This is a genomic window from Pseudaminobacter soli (ex Li et al. 2025) (assembly GCF_003012705.1).
Classification (GTDB): domain Bacteria; phylum Pseudomonadota; class Alphaproteobacteria; order Rhizobiales; family Rhizobiaceae; genus Pseudaminobacter; species Pseudaminobacter soli.
In genome coordinates this window covers 23,828-42,148 of record NZ_PXYL01000019.1, presented here as the reverse complement: position 1 = coordinate 42,148, position 18,321 = coordinate 23,828, and the positions used below count along the sequence as shown (strand labels likewise).

At 58.0% G+C, this 18,321-nt stretch carries 17 protein-coding genes and 1 pseudogene; 12 read left to right on the top strand and 6 right to left on the bottom strand.

The genetic code is table 11. From position 1 onward, the window contains the following. The first annotated feature begins 143 nt into the window (after positions 1-143). From C7I85_RS24945 to C7I85_RS24930, 4 genes are read left to right on the top strand one after another with little or no spacing between them, the layout of a single operon-like run. Positions 144-1,178: a UDP-glucuronic acid decarboxylase family protein gene (locus C7I85_RS24945; protein ID WP_106726717.1), complete on the top strand. Its 1,035-nt coding sequence runs from the start codon at positions 144-146 to the stop codon at positions 1,176-1,178. Positions 1,179-1,207: 29 nt separating this feature from the next. Then, the gene (locus tag C7I85_RS24940) at positions 1,208-2,659 is read left to right on the top strand and encodes a UDP-glucose dehydrogenase family protein (RefSeq protein ID WP_106726716.1); all 1,452 of its coding nucleotides are present in this window, start codon (positions 1,208-1,210) and stop codon (positions 2,657-2,659) included. Between the two features lies 1 nt (position 2,660). After that, the gene (locus C7I85_RS24935; protein WP_106726715.1) at positions 2,661-4,142 is read left to right on the top strand and encodes a glycosyltransferase family 2 protein; all 1,482 of its coding nucleotides are present in this window, start codon (positions 2,661-2,663) and stop codon (positions 4,140-4,142) included. Position 4,143: 1 nt separating this feature from the next. Continuing rightward, positions 4,144-5,304: an NAD-dependent epimerase/dehydratase family protein gene (locus tag C7I85_RS24930; RefSeq protein WP_106726714.1), complete on the top strand. Its 1,161-nt coding sequence runs from the start codon at positions 4,144-4,146 to the stop codon at positions 5,302-5,304. Positions 5,305-5,307: 3 nt separating this feature from the next. On the opposite strand, the gene C7I85_RS24925 is transcribed toward C7I85_RS24930, so the two are convergent. The 6 genes from C7I85_RS24925 to C7I85_RS24900 form a co-directional block, all read right to left on the bottom strand. Continuing rightward, positions 5,308-6,318, bottom strand: coding sequence for an endo-1,4-beta-xylanase (locus C7I85_RS24925; protein WP_181257362.1), 1,011 nt, complete (start codon positions 6,316-6,318; stop codon positions 5,308-5,310). A 175-nt stretch (positions 6,319-6,493) separates the two neighbouring features. Beyond that, positions 6,494-6,775, bottom strand: coding sequence for a DUF4142 domain-containing protein (locus C7I85_RS31790; protein ID WP_106726712.1), 282 nt, complete (start codon positions 6,773-6,775; stop codon positions 6,494-6,496). A gap of 207 nt (positions 6,776-6,982) precedes the next feature. After that, complete coding sequence (locus C7I85_RS24915) at positions 6,983-7,309, bottom strand: DUF736 domain-containing protein (RefSeq protein ID WP_106726711.1); 327 nt, start codon at positions 7,307-7,309, stop codon at positions 6,983-6,985. A gap of 954 nt (positions 7,310-8,263) precedes the next feature. Then, complete coding sequence (locus C7I85_RS24910; protein ID WP_106726710.1) at positions 8,264-8,515, bottom strand: hypothetical protein; 252 nt, start codon at positions 8,513-8,515, stop codon at positions 8,264-8,266. A 279-nt stretch (positions 8,516-8,794) separates the two neighbouring features. Next, on the bottom strand, positions 8,795-9,670 hold the full coding sequence (locus C7I85_RS24905) for an SDR family oxidoreductase (RefSeq protein WP_245445099.1): 876 nt from the start codon (positions 9,668-9,670) through the stop codon (positions 8,795-8,797). A 300-nt stretch (positions 9,671-9,970) separates the two neighbouring features. Beyond that, positions 9,971-10,672, bottom strand: coding sequence for an MgtC/SapB family protein (locus C7I85_RS24900; RefSeq protein ID WP_106726708.1), 702 nt, complete (start codon positions 10,670-10,672; stop codon positions 9,971-9,973). Between the two features lie 275 nt (positions 10,673-10,947). Between C7I85_RS24900 and C7I85_RS24895 the strand changes: the two genes are divergently transcribed. The 8 genes and pseudogenes from C7I85_RS24895 (at position 10,948) to C7I85_RS24860 (ending at position 18,244) form a co-directional block, all read left to right on the top strand. Beyond that, positions 10,948-11,268 (top strand): plasmid stabilization protein, encoded by a 321-nt coding sequence (locus tag C7I85_RS24895; RefSeq protein ID WP_106726707.1) that lies wholly within the window; start codon positions 10,948-10,950, stop codon positions 11,266-11,268. Between the two features lie 305 nt (positions 11,269-11,573). Further along, on the top strand, positions 11,574-12,005 hold the full coding sequence (locus C7I85_RS24890) for an HD domain-containing protein (protein ID WP_106726706.1): 432 nt from the start codon (positions 11,574-11,576) through the stop codon (positions 12,003-12,005). A 184-nt stretch (positions 12,006-12,189) separates the two neighbouring features. Then, positions 12,190-13,056, top strand: a complete 867-nt coding sequence (locus tag C7I85_RS24885) for a hypothetical protein (protein WP_106726705.1) — start codon at positions 12,190-12,192, stop codon at positions 13,054-13,056. A gap of 230 nt (positions 13,057-13,286) precedes the next feature. Then, entirely contained in the window at positions 13,287-13,640 is a 354-nt protein-coding gene (locus C7I85_RS24880) for a PRC-barrel domain-containing protein (RefSeq protein ID WP_106726704.1), read from the top strand. Positions 13,641-13,691: 51 nt separating this feature from the next. After that, a complete protein-coding gene (locus C7I85_RS24875; RefSeq protein ID WP_106726703.1) occupies positions 13,692-14,189 on the top strand; it encodes a ferritin-like domain-containing protein in 498 nt (165 codons plus the stop codon). 144 nt (positions 14,190-14,333) lie between these two features. Beyond that, complete coding sequence (locus C7I85_RS24870) at positions 14,334-14,945, top strand: (2Fe-2S)-binding protein (RefSeq protein ID WP_146148950.1); 612 nt, start codon at positions 14,334-14,336, stop codon at positions 14,943-14,945. Continuing rightward, a pseudogene (locus C7I85_RS24865) lies at positions 14,946-15,974 on the top strand (FAD binding domain-containing protein). It abuts the gene before it with no gap. After that, the gene (locus C7I85_RS24860; protein WP_106726701.1) at positions 15,971-18,244 is read left to right on the top strand and encodes a xanthine dehydrogenase family protein molybdopterin-binding subunit; all 2,274 of its coding nucleotides are present in this window, start codon (positions 15,971-15,973) and stop codon (positions 18,242-18,244) included. The pseudogene C7I85_RS24865 and the gene C7I85_RS24860 overlap by 4 nt, the downstream one beginning before the upstream one ends. The last annotated feature ends 77 nt before the right edge of the window (positions 18,245-18,321 follow it).

Below are 18,321 nucleotides of genomic sequence, written 5' to 3'. Positions count from 1 at the left end.
GACGCCCGCCGATAGTTTCTCGGCATTCAGCTGAAAAACGCGAAGGCGAATTGTCCAATAAAAACAAAAGCTAACTGCGTCGATCAGAGTGAAAGCAAGGTCCCCGATTTGCAAAATGCATCTCGGTGTTGGGAGAAATGTGTATGAGTTTTGTGTATTCCGCCCCCGGCGTCACCCGGGATGCAGACGTGCGCCCCAAGAACATTTTAGTAACCGGAGGCGCCGGATTTCTGGGTTCCCACTTGTGCGACCTTTTGGTTGCCAGAGGACACAAGGTATACTGTGTAGATAACTTCCACACCGGGAGCGGCGCGAACGTCGCGGGCCTTGAAGCCACGAATAGGTTCCGGCTGGTGGACCACGACGTGCAGCTAGTCCTGCCTGAAGACCTTCCACGGTTCGATGAGATATATAATTTTGCGTGTCCGGCTTCGCCGCCGCATTACCAGTCCGATCCAGTACGAACCGCAATGGTGAATGCGTTAGGCGCCTGGAACGTGCTTCGGCGTGCCGAGGCGGACGGGGCGAGGGTTTTCCATGCTTCGACTTCCGAGGTGTATGGCGACCCGGAAGTGCACCCCCAGCCCGAATCCTATTACGGCAACGTTAATCCGGTGGGCCCCCGGTCCTGTTATGACGAAGGAAAGCGGTTCGCTGAAACGCTCTTCACGGACTACGCGAGAACTCATGGAATCGTCGTCAAGATGGTTCGGATATTCAATACCTATGGGCCACGAATGAGACCGGACGACGGTCGGGTCGTGTCAAACTTCATAGTTCAGGCGCTTAGGAACGAGCCGTTAACCATTTACGGTGACGGCGCACAGACCCGCTCATTTTGTTACGTCACCGACCTTCTTAGAGGCGTCGACCTGCTCATGCAGTCGGGTGGAGAAGTGGAGGGTCCAGTCAATCTCGGCAATCCTGCGGAGATTCCAGTCGGAGAACTGGCCGCGATGGTCATCGACATGGTCGGTTCGCGGTCGAAGATTGTTCGCCTGCCGCTGCCTATCAACGATCCGAAACGCCGCAGGCCAGACATTTCAAGAGCTATGGATCTGCTCGGCTGGCAGCCGGAGGTCGACCTGAAACGGGGATTGGAAAAGACCATCGAGTACTTCGCTGACAGGCTGCCCAAAGACATGCCCACAGAGGGAGTCACGGCCGTAACAGCTTGATCCTTCGGCTTTCGCAAAGGGTAAGTTCGATGAAAGTAGTAATGGTGGGAGCCGGCTATGTCGGCCTGGTTTCCAGCGCGTGCTTTGCAGAACTTGGACACTGCGTAGTGTGCGTCGACAAAGACACCTCGAAGGTCGCGGCTCTCCTTGAAGGCAAGATGCCAATTTACGAGCCAGGTCTTGAAGAGATCGTGGCCCATAATGTCGCCGCTGGCCGCCTTTCCTTTGCGGTTTCAGTTGCCGATGTCGCGGCCGGAACCGATGCGTTTTTCATCGCTGTCGGAACACCGCCTCGGCCGGGCGACGGTGAGGCCGACCTAAGTCACGTCCGCGCCGCGGCCGCAGAAATCGGGACTTGCGTACAGGCGGGATCTGTCGTCGTCACCAAATCGACCGTGCCGGTCGGTACGGGAGACATGGTTGAATTCGTCATACGCTCAGTGCGGGCCAACAATAACGTCGAGGTCGTATCTAATCCCGAGTTCTTGAGGGAGGGCAGCGCGATCCTTGACTTCATGAAACCAGATAGAATCGTCGTCGGGACGGACAGTCTGTGGGCGCGTTCCCTGATGGGAAAGCTGTACGAGCCACTTACTGCGGAGGGCGCGACGCTTCTAAATACCAGCAGGCGCGCAGCGGAAGTGATCAAGTACGCCGCCAACGCGTTTCTAGCCGCCAAGATATCCTTCATCAACGAGATGGCGGATTTCTGTGAAGCCACCGGAGCAAGCATTGACGAAGTCTCGAAGGGCATGGGGCTCGATCGCAGGATTGGCGAGGCCTTCCTCAACGCCGGGCCCGGCTACGGCGGCTCATGCTTCCCGAAGGATTCCATGGCGCTGCTTGCCACGGCTCACAGCCATTCGGTTGCGCTCCGCCTGGTCGAGAGCACGATCGCAGTAAACGAGGCTCGCAAGCGCGCGGTAGGACGCCGCATTCTCAACGCGATCGGCGGGGTCGGCAACGGAAAGAAGGTAGCCGTGCTTGGCCTTACCTTTAAGCCAAACACGGATGATATGCGGGAATCTCCGGCAATCTCGATTATCTCTTCCCTGCAATCTGCCGGCGCGAGCGTTACCGCTTACGATCCTGAAGGGATGCGACATGCACGCTTGTACCTGCGCGACGTCGCCTATGCAGCAGATGCCTATGAATGCGTTGAAGATGTAGACTCTGTTGTGCTTGTCACGGAATGGGACGAATTCTTACGGCTGGATTTCAGACGGATTGCGTCCGTGATGCGTCAGCGGGTCTTCGTGGACCTGCGCAACGCCGTTGACGTATCGCGGCTGGCCGCAGCCGGGTTCGCAGTTCACCGGATCGGGCACCCGCAAGCTCCCAGTATACTGCCGCGCTCAGCCGTTAGACCGCAAGCTCCACAGTCCAAGACGTTGTCCGCGAATGGCATCCCGCAAATTGGTTTGGAGACTGTGCGCGATGCCTTTGGTGACTCCGCGATGCGCACCGTAAAGGGCTACTGAGATGCCTTCAGCCTGGGGAACATCCGAGGCGGTAATCCTGGCATTATTCTTTGCAGTGCAGATACTGTACTCCCTCAGCATGATCGCCCATGTCTGGTTCAGAACCATGCCAAAGAACATGGTCGAGCAGGCCGATATCGATGCGGTCGACAGAAGCAGTCTGCCTTTCATCGTCTTGTTCTACCCGGTTTTGCGGGAACTCGAAACGACGATGAGGACTACGTTCCGCACCATCGCCAATATCGATTATCCGGCAACCAGGTTCCGGGTAGTTGCAATTCCGAACGCAAATGACAGGGAAACCGTCGAGTCTCTCCAGCGATTAGAGGAGGATTTTCAGTTCCTCGAAATCCTCCAGGTGCCCGCCACCAGCGACCCAAGCTGGCAGGTGGTGTGGGATGCATGGGATTCCAATCCAAAGGCCTACTGGTGGCACCAAGGGGCGCGCGCCGGAAACTGCAGCCTTCCTCCCAAGAAGACCAGGCAGCTGATTTATGCGTTCTACCAGACCGCCGCGTCTTTCCATGGAAAAGAGGAGTTCCTGGTCAACTATATCGACGCCGACAGTTGCCCTCCGAGGGACCACTTCCTGGCCGGAGCGGCTGGAATCAAGAAGTTCGACGTCCTGCAGGCCCAGAACATTGCAGGCAATCTCTTGGGAAGTATGGCGTCGACATGGCATGCGGTGGATCACATGGCATGGGATGGCCTTACCTACCCGCATATATCCGCGGACGGCAAACAACCGTTTTGGGTCCTCGGCAAAGGGCTGTTCTTCAAAGCTTCCGACCTGGTGGAGCTTGGCGGCTTCCACCCATGGACCACCATCGAAGATCCCGAAGTGGGAATGCGATTCTGGATCAACGGCAAGCGTATAGGCATCATAGAAAATCCTCTTATCGAGGAAGTGCCGACGACGATCGCCCAGGGGATTACCCAGCGCAAGCGTTGGGTGTGTGGCTTTTTCCAAAGCCTGTCGGCCCCGCTGAAGTTCATGGGTTATACGCCGTGGCAGAGGTTTCGTGCCTGGCTCAACTTCTTGCCATGCCTGTCGCTGGCGGTGAACTCGGTGGGTTTTCCACTTGGCGTGTGGGCAATTTGGAGCCAATGGCGCGGCGATAATCTCATTCCTGAGGCAGGCGTCTGGCTTGCCCTGGGCAACATCGCCGCTCTGAGCCTCGTACTGGTGAGCCTCTATGTCAGTATCTGGAAGCGCTCCAGGCTTGTCCTCGATAGCAGGCTCAAGCGGGCGTGGTACCTCGTACGCGTGAACCCTTTGTCGCTGATGCTCTGGTGGCTGATCTGGTGCATCCCGCTGTGGATAGGGTTTCGGATGTTTCGCAAAGACGAAGGCCTCGTTTGGGAGCGTACGGTGAAAATCGACGCAAATCACGATCTGATCAGGTCAGACCGCGGCGGCGACAGTCTTCCCATGGATGGAGAGGCGTTGCCCGCTGCCGCTGCGGTAAAAACGGGAGGGTGAAATGAAAAAGGGACATGTGCTGATTACGGGGGGAGCTGGGTTCATCGGCTCCCACCTGACCGATTTGCTCATCGAACGCGGCTTCGAAGTTACTGTTCTCGACTGCCTCGCTGATCAGGTCCATGCGGATGCAGAAATGGACGCTGACGGTTGGCCCGTTTACCTGAATCCGAAAGCCCATCGCATCAAAGGCAATATTCTTGACGCCAATGTTTTCGAGCAGGCCCTGAAAGGCATCACGCACCTTGCCCATCTAGCGGCTTCGGTTGGTGTCGGCCAAAGCATGACAAATATTGTTGAATATACGTGCAACAACGCGATGGGAGCCGCGGTAATCCTCGAAACGCTATCCAAGATGAAGCTGGAACCCGGCGGCCTGCACCCGATAAGGCGGATGGCCGTTGCTTCTTCAATGTCGATCTATGGCGAAGGCGAGTACCGTCGAGCAGACGGCGTTGGCGGGTCGATTGCGCCCGGCCTGCGCGCCAACGCAGATTTGAAGTCCAGATTGTGGGAGTTGTCGGAGGGCGGCAGCAGTCTCGAACCGATCCCGACGACAGAAGCCAAGCCGCTACAGCCTGCTTCGGTCTATGCCATCAACAAGCGCGACCACGAGGAGATGTTTCTCTCGGTCGGTCGGGCGCTTGAGATACCGACGGTCGCACTCAGGCTCTTCAACGCCTACGGCTCTCGCCAGGCGCTCAGCAACCCTTACACTGGCGTAGCCGCCATTTTCATCTCGCGACTCCTCAATGACCAGCCTCCGATCGTCTTCGAAGATGGTGAGCAACGCCGCGACTTCGTTCACGTGATGGACGTGGCGAACGCCTTCGCTACGATTCTTGAAAGCGAAAAGCAGATCTGGGACGTCTACAATGTTGGCAGCGGACGTTCGATCACAGTCAATGAGATTGCCAGGACGCTCGCACGCTTGCTTCGCAAGAACATTGCTCCCGAAGTCCTGAATAAATACCGGGTCGGCGATATTCGCCATTGCTTTGCCGACATATCGAAGCTCGAGCGAGATTTCGGTATCCGCCCACAGCGCGATTTCGAGCAAGGCATGGAAGAGCTTATCGCTTGGGTCGCGAAGGCAAGGAAGCCGATCGACAAATCAAATCGCAGCATGGCCGAGCTCGAGGCCAGCAAACTCGTCGTGTGACTTTCAAGTCCGTGCGGTCGACATGGCCTCACGGATTGCCCGATACATCGGCTTCTGCTGCAGATTTTTGTCGTAGGGGAGCCCGCGGTTGAGCACGCGACTCCCGGAGGCAATTCCGCTGGCGACAAGGTCAGCTGTTTCAGGGACCAACCATGAGCCCTCGTCGCTCATGCCCCAAGTCACGATACCCTTGACCGATGGCTCTGCCAGCACGACGTCGAGGTAGCGTTTAACCCCATCCGCAACCGCCATATCGCGTGCAGCCTCAGGAAGGGAGAAATCCCGCTCCCTCACGTCAAGCTCGGTAATGAACACTTCAAGCCCCATCCCGGCTACCTCCCTGATCATATGCCGGATGGCCCGTATATCGAGGGGACCTTTGCCAAGATCGAGATGCGCCTGCAGTCCGACGGCATCAAGCGGCTTGCCTTCCAAGAGAAGGCCTTCGGCAAGTCGGAGAAGCACCGTTCGACGCTTCGCATCGACCGGGTTTGCATATTCCAAACTATGTTCATTGATGAAGAGCTTCGCATGAGGAGCATGCCGCCTGGCCGTTTCCAATGCCATGCCGACATAGTCAGCGCCGAACGCACGAAAAATTTCGCTGCGCCGCATTCCGTCGTCGGTGCCTTCCGTGTCGATGGGCTCGTTCACGACGTTCCATTGCGACACGGACGGATAACGCGAGACAACGACTGCCAGGTAAGAGGCGACAGTTTCCCAGCCGGCTTCACCGCTCGAAAGTGCTTTTTTTGCCCAAGCCGGGATCGTCTGATCCCAGATCAGCGTGTGGCCATGCATGTCGAGCCCGTGTTGGAGGGCAAAAGCGGACAAGCCGTCGAGGCTGCCAAATTCAAACGTTCCTTTTTTCGGCTCGATCGCTGCCCAGTTCATGCCGATTTCTGGGGTGAGGCAGGAACAATCCCGAAGGATTGCTTCCTTGAGTGCAGGCTTGGCATTGATCCATTCTATCCTAGCCGCGGTGCCAAAATACCGGTCTGTCATCATCCGCATGCCATGTTGCTTGGTATGCCTCGAACCGACCACGGCTGCTGCAGGCATGACTGTAAGCAATGGACTGGCTGCTACCAGCTTTAGGAAATTCCTACGGGTCGAAACTTCGCTGCTCGCCACCAAACGCCCTCAACTGCGCAATGCAAAGAAACACATAGGTACACGATCGGCTCTCTCAAGCCGGTGACCTTGCTGAGCCGATCCCGAAGTTTCGCAGTTTGGCGGGTATCATTGAAATGGCGGCTGGCGGGCACGGTGGAAAGGCGGGAAGCGCAATGAGGGCAAGCGACGAGGCTGCCCATGCGTGGTCCTTAATCATTTGCTGCGCGAAGGCCTTCGTCGCGGCATCGGAACGTTCGAGCGCTAGCTCGCTGCTCTCAATCTCAAACATGTCGCTCGTCGCCGCGTCGGTGACAAAATCCTGTGTCGACGGCGCACCTCCAAAGACGGGATTCATGCCGGTCTTCTCCGTGGCGGATTCGGCGTAAGCCGGAGCGGCAACCAGGATCGCTCAGTCGTTCTCATGTCTGTTTCTCCCGTTAATTCAAATGGGAGAAATCGGTCGATGTTTAAAGCAGATCCATCGGCCGATATCTCGGAGGCCGCGTCACTCGCCCGCCAAGGCTAAGGCCCCAGCCGATCCGGCTGGGGCCTTTGGTCGGGCTCAGTCGCCGCGCCGCCCCGTCGGACGGGACCAGATGAGCGAGTGGGTGTCGCCGTCTTCGTCGTTGACGAGGTTGGCGTAGATCGGAGCGTTGAAGATCGGATCGTCGAGCTTGAGGCCAAGATAGTTGCGGCCCTCGTTGGAGGTCTTGGACCAGGCGGCGCCGATCTCGGCGCGGCCGATCAGTACGCGGTGGCTGGGGGCGTTTTCGCCGGTGGCGCGCTGGTCGGGGACGATGCGCACGCCCTTGGCCTGAACGCTGAGGGTGACGATTTCGCCGGTGAACTCGTTGTTGCCGGTCTTTTTGAAAATGCCGATGGTGGCCATGGTATTTCTCCGATTTCGTTTCTCGAGGACCGCACCATGCGCCCTCGATGGCGATCGGTGCGCGGGAGGCGGCCGACGACGCATCGCTTGCGACCGCAGCAAAGCGGAGGACGGCGCTGGAGCGAGTTTCTTGTCTCGCCAGGAATGACGGCCCTAGCCGGCAGGGGAAGAAAGTCGAGACGCGCTGTTGCGACACAGGCGGTCGAGGCGTTAGCCGTCCTTCCGCCAGATCAGCCCATTGGAGAGGCCGTTTGGAGCGCTCGCCGAATGGATGGCAGACGGAGATGCTGGCGACCATTCCCGCCTGAAACCGGCCGCAACGATCTTCCGCAGATCTCATGTGTTCCTGGCTTAGGTGTCCGCCTTCCGCACTTGCGCCCCACGGAAAACGTCCGCCCCGATCCCGTTCGCTCGGGTTGCCTCAGACGGCCTGCCGGTGGCAGGAGCGCCGCGCGGCTGCGGTCATAGGGCTACACGACGATGGAGGTAACCGCCGCGCAAAGCTTGCGCCTTTCAGGACGGCACGGTCTCCATCGCCTCGTCTGGCTCGCCGCCTCGGGCTGCGAACCTCAAGCCCGAACAAGGCCACGGCCGCATTGTTCGTCGCAGCTCCTGGAGGGGTATTATGCACCGAACAGGATCAGCAGAATGCCAAGCCAGTCTTGAACAGGGCCTCGGAAAGGCACGGAAACAAAAGACAACTGGCACTGCGGGCCGGACGGGATAGGTGCTCGTCTGCCATTTCGTTGGCCAGGAAGAGAAACCGGGAAAAAGACTGTCCTGTTCACCGTACCGTCGGGCCCGGTTGACACGGCCCGCAGCTACCAAGGCAACGCTATTGGCGCAGAGCAGTTCCAGCGGGATAGCCAGTCAGTCGGCGCAAGCGACCAATCATCGAAAAAATCATCTGTTTCAGCCCGGCGATCCGCCTCGTATGCCCTGGTGGCCGCGAGGTCATGGCGTCTGCTGCACTTCCTCGACGTCTGGCGTTACGGGAGCCGGATTCATAACGTAAATGTCGGTACTCAGATCGCCACTGGATCGGATGATGATCCCATCGTCCTTCAGTCGGGCAAACGTCGCCCTGGATAACCGCATGGGTTTTCCTCGGACATCCATGGCGATGATCTTGTCGGTCCAGGGAATGTGAGTGATCTGGTCGACACGCTTAAGAAAGCGCTTTTCCTTGTCGGTCAGCTTAATCATTTCGACCGCGCTGGTGGGGTGGAGCAGAGATCAAGATGACGGCTCCGAAGGGCGTCAGGGCTTCTTGGCTGGATTGGAGCTGGCGCTTCCCTTGACGTGCGGGATGCCTTTTTCGCGCGCTTGGGTCGGCCATGGCGAGATTCTCCATTCCTGCGGGTCAACTCAGCGCATTGGCTATGGTTCCGAACCGGGTTTGAACCGCTGTCCGCTCACGATTCTTCGCCATTGAGCCCGGTATTCAGAAGCATAGGGAAGCGGTCATCCCGCCGGGCGCCTTCTTCAAGGCTGTCCGTGCCCGCCGCTTGAGCCGTAAATGTTCCCAGTCGCGAAGCTGGCGTCGGCGGCAGCGAGTTGGACATAGATTGAGGCAAGTTCAGCAGGTTGCCCTGGTCGGCCAAATACGGTGGTGCTGCCGAAATGTTGGTATTTCTCTTCGGAAGCGCCGCCGCTGATCTGGAGTGGCGTCCATATTGGACCCGGAGCTACGCCGTTGACGCGAATGCCCTGGGGGCCGAGCTGCTTCGCCAGAGACTTGACGTAGTTCATGGTGGCGGCCTTGGTCTGAGCATAATCATAAAGCTCGGGGGAGGGGTCGTAGGCCTGTTCCGAAGCCGTCGCGATGATGCAGGAGCCTGGCTTGAGGTGAGGCAAGGCAGCCTTGATGATCCAGAACGGCGCGTAGATGTTGGTTTTCATCGTCGCATCGAAATCCTCGCTTGTTATATCCAGGATTGACGGCTTCGCCTGCTGTCGGCCAGCGTTACTGACAATGATATCCAGACCTCCGAGCGCCTCGACCGCTTTGGCCACCAAGTCTTGGCAGAATGCTTCGTCGCGCAAGTCACCGGCAATCGGGGCCGCGGTCCTGCCAGCCTTGCGAATGAGGTCAACGACCTCGCGAGCGTCCGGTTCTTCGGTGGGAAAGTAGTTGATAGCCACGTCGGCGCCTTCGCGGGCAAACGCGATCGCCGCGGCCCTTCCCATTCCGGAATCGCCACCGGTGATCAGCGCCTTGCGTCCAGCCAAGCGATTGGAACCTTGGTAGCTTGTTTCTCCATGGTCCGGTCTTGGGTCCATGTCTCGGGCCAAGCCGGGCCACGCTTGCGTTTGTTGTTTGAATGGAGGATGCGGGTACTTGGCACGGGGATCTTGCATTGTGACCTCGCTTCGTTGAGGGATCGTGCTGCCCTGGCTTTGATCTTGAGAAATTGCCGTCCCGGCGGCACTAGCCGCCATGCCGATGCCGACAGCACCAACGACTTGCCGGCGGGACATCATCATGCGCTTATCGTCACTCATGGCTCACTCCATTGTTAGGGTGGTACCGAACTACTACGGTGCGGCGTTGTTCCTGAGATGATGCTCGGTCAGTCCCCGACCTCGCGTGCTGAGCAAAACAATCGACAGCTACGGCGCCAGTTCGAGGGTCGGCAGCGGTTCAGCTGTCCAGGCAGATTAGCCCGTCGTCTCGCTTGAGATGCGAATTTCCTCGACGTCACCGTATTGCGCAAGCGTCGCCAGCAGGGCCGGCGGCAGTTCGGAAGGCTCGGGCCGGGTCCAGGAGACATCAAACACGAACCGTTGCGCACCGGCGCGGCCAAGGCGATCCGTGCCGGCAAGCCGCGCCTCATAGCCGAGCGGCTTGAGGATGGCGGCAAGATCGGGCGCTGTCACACCACCGGTGCCGAGCGCCACCATGGCGTGGTGCTCGCGCGGGATTCTGAGATCGACCCATTTCAGGGCCAGCAACGTCACCAGCGAGAGCAGGGTGCCGGCAAATCCAAGCCAGAGCTGTCCTCCGCCGAATGCCAGGCCTATGGCCGTCATCACCCAAAGCGTTGCCGCCGTCGTAACCCCGCTGACAAGATCGCCCTTTCTCAAAATGGTGCCGCCGCCGATGAAGCCGACCCCGGTAAGCACGCCGAGCGGAAAGCGCAGCACATCCATGACGGCGAAGGAGTCGGGGGTCTTCCCGCCGACCGACAGCAGCAGGTTGGCCTGGACCATGCTGATGGCCGCTGCGAGCCCGACCAGTATCGTGGTCCGAAGGCCCGCAGCCTTGCCATGGGCTTCACGGTTCAAGCCGATCAGCGCGCCGGCTATCAGCGTAAGGAGAAGGCGAAGCAGTATCTCCTGCCAGCTTGGGTTCAGTGGCATGCACGACCTCTCCGCATCGCCAACCGACCAATCCTGACTGATCTAAAGCGGAGTCCTCCGCTGCCACTGGCCCCGCTTGCATTGGGTCTTGTTGGGCAGATGCAAGTTGCTGACGGGCGTCAACGACACTCGGGAATCGGCGTTCCATCACATTTCCAACGAGCAGCCGGTTAGGTCGATAGCCCGCTACGCAGCGTCCCGCATGGTTCAATTTCGGAACCATAGTTTGGGGACGGAGTTGGGCATTGGTTCTGAAAGAAATAGGAGAACGCGAAATGCCACGAGGTGACAAGTCAAAATACACGGACAAGCAAGAACGCAAGGCGGACCACATCGCCGAAGGTTACGAAAAGCGGGGCGTTCCTGAGAAGGAGGCTGAGCGCCGTGCGTGGGCTACAGTGAACAAAGACGATGCGGGCGGGAAGAAACCCGGCGGATCCGGGCGTGGCAAGCATACCGGCCATCCCGCAGCGCACAAAGGTGGCGAGATGGGAGGGGAAGCTTCTGCGTCACGCTCCCATGCTGAGCGATCAGCATCTGCCAAAAAGGCAGCGGCAACTCGTAAACGTAACGCTGAGAACCGCGCGCATCATTAGCGGTGGCCTCGCCCCATCCGATCCGCTTCTCTAACTCGACACCACTGCAGGTAGGCGTACGCTGGTTGGAGCATTTCTGCGTAGAAGCGCCACCAAATCAACAACAGTTTCGGAGGCTCGGATTGGTCGTGGAAAAGATACCCGCAGAGAAAGCAAGGCAAGGACGAAGTGGCGTACATCTATTGGTTATTCTTATTGTCGGCCTGTTGTTGGCTGGGGCGGTGTGGGTTGCAGTAGAGTACTTTGTAGCCAGTTGAGGGCATAGTCCCATTAAAGCCAATAGTTACATTTCGCAGCGTGAAGAAATGACTTTGTTCGAAAAAGCTCTATCTATTGCGCTGGCGGCACATCTTGGCCAAATCGGTCACGACGGTCGCGAGTACGTTCGACACGTGCTTAGGGTCGCAGCTGCGGTGAGCTCAGCGAACGAAGAATTGATTGCGCTGCTACACGACGTACCAGAGAAATCGAACGTGACTATCGACCAATTGAGAGCCGAAGGATTTCCTTTCCAAGTGGTTGATGCTGTCGACGCTCTAACTCGGCGCGATCAGGAAGATTATTTGGAGTTCGTGAAGCGAGCGGCTTCAAATCCATCTGCTCTTCCCGTGAAAATTGCTGATCTGCGAGACAACCTGGCGGCGACCGAAGGCACTGAGGGAGCAGAAAAATACGAGCGGGCACTACAGCTACTAGGAATTGAGCCAAACCCCAACGTGAATTCGCGGTCACGGTAGCGGTGCCCGGTGCGGACTAGCGGAAAATAATCTTGGAACTTTGATGTTCAATTGAAGTTGGTTTTGTATCGTTCGTGTCAATCGAAGGAGCAAGACCATGGGTCGTGGAATTCTACTTTGGCTCCTAGGAGTTCCGATTCCAATCATCATTCTCATCATGCTTTTCATGAGATAGGAGGCGAGAATGGTCTCGGATGGGAATCCTGTCGAATCGTCTTCATCGGCCGTATCCTGGGGGCCAGTCATAGCCGGCGCGGTTGCCGCCGCCGCCGCAACGCTGATCTTGATGTTGCTTGGTTCCGGCCTCGGGCTGAGTGTGATTTCTCCATGGACGATGACTGGCGTGTCTGCTGAGACTTTCGCGGTCTCGGCGGCGGCGTGGCTCATCGTGGTTCAATGGCTATCTGCCGCCCTAGGGGGCTATTTAGCCGGCAGGTTGCGCACCAAATGGGTCGGCGTCCACGATGATGAAGTCTATTTCCGCGATACTGCCCATGGCTTTTTAGCTTGGGCGCTCGCGACAGTGTTCATAGTAGTAACCATTGGCTCAGGTTTGACGACGGCTGTTGGCAGTGGTGTAAAGGCAGCCTCTACCGTTGCGGCGGGGGCGGCGTCAGGAATGAGCAAGGAAAGCGATGCTACGGCGTACTTCGTAGATGCTCTGTTTCGTTCGCCAAACCCCGCCGTGGGCAGCCGACCGGAAGGCGGGCCCGGGGCATCGGAGGAAGCCACGCGGATACTTTTGATGGATGGGGCGACGGGAAATATCTCGGCTGAAGATCGTACCTACCTCGCTCAGCTTGTCGCTTCCCGGGCCGGTCTGTCGCAACCGGATGCTGAAAAGCGCGTGGACACTGTCCTTAAGCGAGTAGCTGACGCAAAGACTAAGGCTAAGCAAACGGCCGACACAGCGCGCAAAGCGGGCCTGGCCCTATCTCTCGCCGCAGCGCTGTCGCTTCTGGTGGGCGCATTTATCGCGGCCGTCGCCGCCCGGCTAGGCGGGCTCGAGCGCGATGCAAATGAAGAAGCGGCTTTCGCTTCCAGCACGTGAAACCTCTAGCGAAGACCCTCGGGAAAAAGGGGTGCGCTCGTTTGGGCGTATTGATGGCACCGTTCACACCGAACTCGTTGTGCGCCGGGCTCGGTTCTGCGTTGCCTGACGGCGTCTCACTCCTGCAGCCGGCATTCTACTAAGCTCCTCCCGGAAGATGCATTGATGTTGGGAACATTAAGGGGCTGCAGGAATTCGGGGATGCACTGGAAAAAATACGGAGGCCTGCAATGAACGACGGCATCTATTCATACCTCGTCGACAGCGACGATGTCATCGGCACGAACGTCTATGATTCGGAAGGTGAGCACATCGGCAAAGTCGAGCGACTGGTTCTCCGCAAAATCGACGGTCGGGTTGCTCACGCGGTTCTCACTTTTGGTGGCGTTTGGGGGCTTGGAGCCGACTATTACCCGATCCCTTGGTCAGAGTTACAGTACAACGATGACCTGGACGGGTTCCAGATCCAATTGACGCAAGATCAAATTGAGAACGGACCGAAGTACGATCCAAAAGTCGACTATGATTGGTCGTCAGAAAACGATCGCCGTATCAATGAATATTACGGAGTTGCCGACAGGTGATGATGTATGAATAGCACTATTGGCGAAGAAAGACGCGTAAGGAGTTTCGCTATGGCTGAGAAAAAGCTTGAAGATCTATTCTATGATACGCTCAAGGACATCTACTATGCCGAGCGTAAAATCCTGAAAGCTCTCCCAAAAATGGCTAAGGCTGCAAAATCTGCTGAATTGAAACAGGCATTCGAGAAACATTTGGAAGAGACCGAAGGTCACGTCGAACGCCTCCAACGAGTTTTCGAAATCTTGGGCAAGCGAGCACAGGGCAAAGTTTGCGAAGCAATCGAGGGTATCATTGCCGAAGGCGAAGAAGTTGCAGAAGAGTTTAAAGGAACACCTGCTCTCGACGCTGGACTAATATCCTCGGCCCAAGCCGTGGAGCATTATGAAATCACCAGATATGGCACGCTCAAGCGATGGGCTTCGGAACTTGGCATGAACGACGCGGAAAAGCTCCTTGATGAGACGCTGTCTGAGGAAGCCAAGACGGACGAGACTCTGACGAGGCTCGCCGAAACCGGGGCCAACGAGCGCGCGAGAGCGGCTGCCTAGTTTTGATCGAATGTTTCAATAGTAGGCGGGCTGTGCGCCATGGAAAAGCACCGCCCGCCTGAGTTGTCATTTCTGGCAATGTGATGGAACAACGACGGTTCCACGAGATTACGGCCCATCGCTGCGAAAGCGATGGAGACACCGATGGCAAACCGACTTTCGCGAATCCGTCTCAGTAGACGGAACTTTATGGTTGGATCAGCCACAGCCGCGGTCGCGATGCCGTTGGTTGGCGCGAGGGCCGGCTCTCAGCCCGAGCGCCCATCTGAAACAATTCGGTATACTGCGCCGGTCAAGCTGACCATAAACCACCAGCCCTATGAGCTTAATCTCGATCTAAGGACGACACTTCTCGATGCGATCCGGGATCATACCGGCCTGACAGGAACGAAAAAGGGTTGCGACCATGGTCAGTGTGGTGCCTGCACCGTCCTGATAAACGGAACGCGCGTCCTTTCCTGCCTGACATTTGCGGTAATGGCCGACGGCCGAGAAGTCACGACGATCGAAGGATTAGCGAGAGAAGACAGCTCTCTGCATCCCATGCAGCAGGCTTTCATAGACTGTGACGCATTTCAGTGCGGGTACTGCACCCCCGGTCAGATCATGTCAGCCGTTGGGTGCGTCCACGAAGGACACGCTGCGTCGGAAGGAGAGATACGAGAATATATGAGCGGCAATCTTTGCCGATGCGCCGCTTATCCAAATGTTGTCGCTGCCATTCTCCAAGCCCGTGACGAGACAAGGAAGGCGTAGATGCAACCCTTCAGCTACAGCAAGCCAGGGAGCGTCGCAGACGCGGTGGCGAGGGCGGCGCAATTCACCGAGCCCGCTACGCCACCGACAAAATCTCGCGCCCAGTTCATAGCCGGTGCTACGAACCTTGCCGATTACATGAAGCTCGGCGTGGCGAAGCCACAGCATCTCATCGACCTGAACGGTCTTTCCGACCCCGGACTTTGGCGCATAGATGTTTCGGATCGAGGTATACGTTTCGGGGCGCTGGTTCGGATGAGCGAGGCTGCGGACAACGATGCCGTGAAGAGGTTTTATCCGGTGATTGCGGAGAGCCTCAAATACGCGGCGAGCGCACAGATACGCAATATGGCGACGCTGGCCGGCAATATTCTCCAGCGCTCGAGATGCGAATATTTGCGCGACATCTCGTGGCCTTGCAATAAACGTCGACCCGGCTCGGGCTGTGCCGCCATGGACGGAGTGAATCGGCAGCACGCCGTGCTTGGTACAAGCGATCACTGCATCGCCACATATCATGGAGATTTCGCTCAGGCGTTGATCGCGTTGGACGCAAGCGTCGAGATCGAGGGGCCGAACGGCCGCAGGCAGCTCAATTTCTCTCGCCTCCATCGGCTTCCTGGAGGAATGCCTGACGTCGAAACCGATCTTGCACCCGACGAAATCATAATCGGCATAGATGTTCCTGCGGGGCCGTGGACGCCTCGGTCTCGCTATCTGAAGATACGTGACCGCTAATCCTACGCCTTTGCGCTGGCCTCCGCAGCCGTTGCCCTTCAGTTGTCGCAGGATCGGGTGGACGAAAGCCGCATCGCGCTAGGCGGGGTCGCGACGGTGCCCTGGCGCGCACGACGAGCAGAAGAAACGTTGCGAGGTCGGCAATTAGACGAAGGGGCCGCGTTAGCCGCGGCCGAAGCGGAGTTCGCCGACGCCAGACCGCGGGGAGGAAACGCGTTCAAGGTTCCCCTTGGTAAGCGCACGTTGGTGCGGGCTCTTCTCGAAGCGCGCGATATGAGGATTTCGACATGAGCAAGGAAGCACCTGCGCCAAGGGAAAATATGGGAGCGCCTGTTCCGCGCTTTGACGCCCGGCTCAAAGTCACGGGAGGCGCGACGTATCCTGCCGATATTCCGGTGGCTGACCTGGCTTATGGTGTCCTGGTGACGAGCCTTGTTGCTAGGGGTTCCCTTGCGCAGTTGCATACAGACAAGGCTGCCACGGTTCCCGGCTTTCTGGGCCTTTTCCGTCATGGCGACATGGCTGGAACACAGCCTCCCAAATTCGGAGTTGCGGCAAGTTCCATCGGCCCGCTTCACGGCGACAGGATTTTCCATGACGGGCAGATCATAGCGCTGGTGGTCGCCGAGACATATGAAGCGGCTATGGAAGCGGCTTCACTCGTCACGGCTGAATATGATGAGGAGCGACCGAGCGCCGGTTTCGACACCCAAGGAACGGAAACGACACCTGGCGCAGGTGCGTCACCTCTGTTTGGCGAGGATGTTCATGCGGGTGACTTTGACGCTGCCTACGCTGCTGCCCCCGTCAAGATTGATGAGCACTATTCAACCCCAACCCAGCACCATAATCCGATTGAACTCTTCTCCACCACCGCTGCCTGGCGTGGTGATCAACTGACGATCTACGAACCAACCCAGAATGTAACCGGGTGGAAAACGGAGCTTTCCCGTCAACTCGGGATTGATCCCAACAGAGTACGCGTCATCAGCCCGTATGTCGGAGGTGCGTTCGGTTCGAAGGGACCAATGACCGCGCGGACGGCAATCGTCGCTGTTGCCGCGCGGCGCCTGGGTCGACCGGTTCGATGCGTGGTCACCAGAATGCAGGCCTATGGCACCCAGACATATCGCGCTGAAACCAGGCACCGCGTTCGGATCGGTGCGGAACGGGGAGGCCATATCACGGCATTTGGGCACGAGGGGTGGGAAGTTACTTCTCGGCCTGACGCTTATGTCGTCGGAGGTACGATAGCGACTGGGCGGTTATACGCGTATGGTTCAGTTGCGACACACGTGGATTTGGTTCACGCTGACCGGAATACGCCGGGCTATATGCGCTCACCGCCTGAAACGCCCTACGTCTATGCGCTTGAAAATGCCATGGACGAAATGGCCGTCGCGCTTGCCATGGATCCAATTGAATTCCGTCGCGTGAACGAGCCGACTAGGGAGCCGATTGGAGGGAAGCCGTTCTCAAGCCGCTCGCTGCTCGCGTGCTACGATGAAGCTTCCAAGGCGTTCGGTTGGTCCGACCGCGAGAGCGCTGTAGGTTCCATGCGCGATGGCGATTGGATGATCGGGATGGGTTGCGCGACAGCGGTATACCCGACGAACATTGCTCCTTGCGCAGCGCGAGTTCAATTGATGGCTGACGGTCATGCGCGTGTCCAATGCGGATGCCACGAAATCGGCACTGGCATCCGCACCGTGGCCGGCCAAATGGCCGCCGAGCGGCTTGGTGTTGAGCTGACTAAGGTTTCGGTCGAAATGGGAGACAGCGCTTTGCCGCCCGCGCCAGTATCGGGAGGGTCAAACTCGACCGCAAGCGTTTGCTCTGCGGTCATGAAGGCGTGTGACGCCATTCGGAACCGGCTTTTTTTGGCGGTGAGTGGCGAGGGCGCGCCTTTGGCGGGCGCGGCCAATTCGGGAATGAGCCTAGGGAATGGGCAAGTGATAGCCGCTGACGGCAGGACGGTCACCTTGGCTGATGCATTCGCGACCCTTCAAACGGTGCTTATCGAGGAATATGCCGAATTCACTCCGAAGGGGGCGAGCCCCCAGGCTCTCAAGAAACTCTATGCCGGCCAGCCAGAGTTTCGGGGCGGAGAACGCGATGACGCAGTCAAGTATGCCTTCGGGGCCGAACTCGTTGAGGTGCGCATTCACACCCTAACGCGCGAAATCAGAATCCCGCGGATAGTGGGAGCTTTTGCTGCTGGGCGCATCATGAATCCCCGGACCGCCCGAAGCCAGCTAATGGGCGGGATGATTTGGGGCATCGGATCGGCGCTTCAGGAGGAAACTGAAGTCGATCCCCGGAACGCACGATATGTGAACAAGGACCTCCAGGACTACCTTGTGCCGGTCAACGCCGACATCGGTGATGTTCAAGTTATCTTGGTTCCTGAAACTGATCCCCAAGTGAATCCCGCTGGGGTTAAAGGTCTCGGTGAGCTCGGCAATGTCGGCACGCCAGCTGCCGTAGCAAGTGCTGTATATCATGCGACTGGTATTCGAGTTCGTGATTTGCCGATCAGGTTGGATAATCTCCTGACCTAACGGCTGGATTTGGGAAATCGACCGGCGCGATCGGATTGCCGATCATAATCGGCGGACACTGCCCCTCATCCCATATT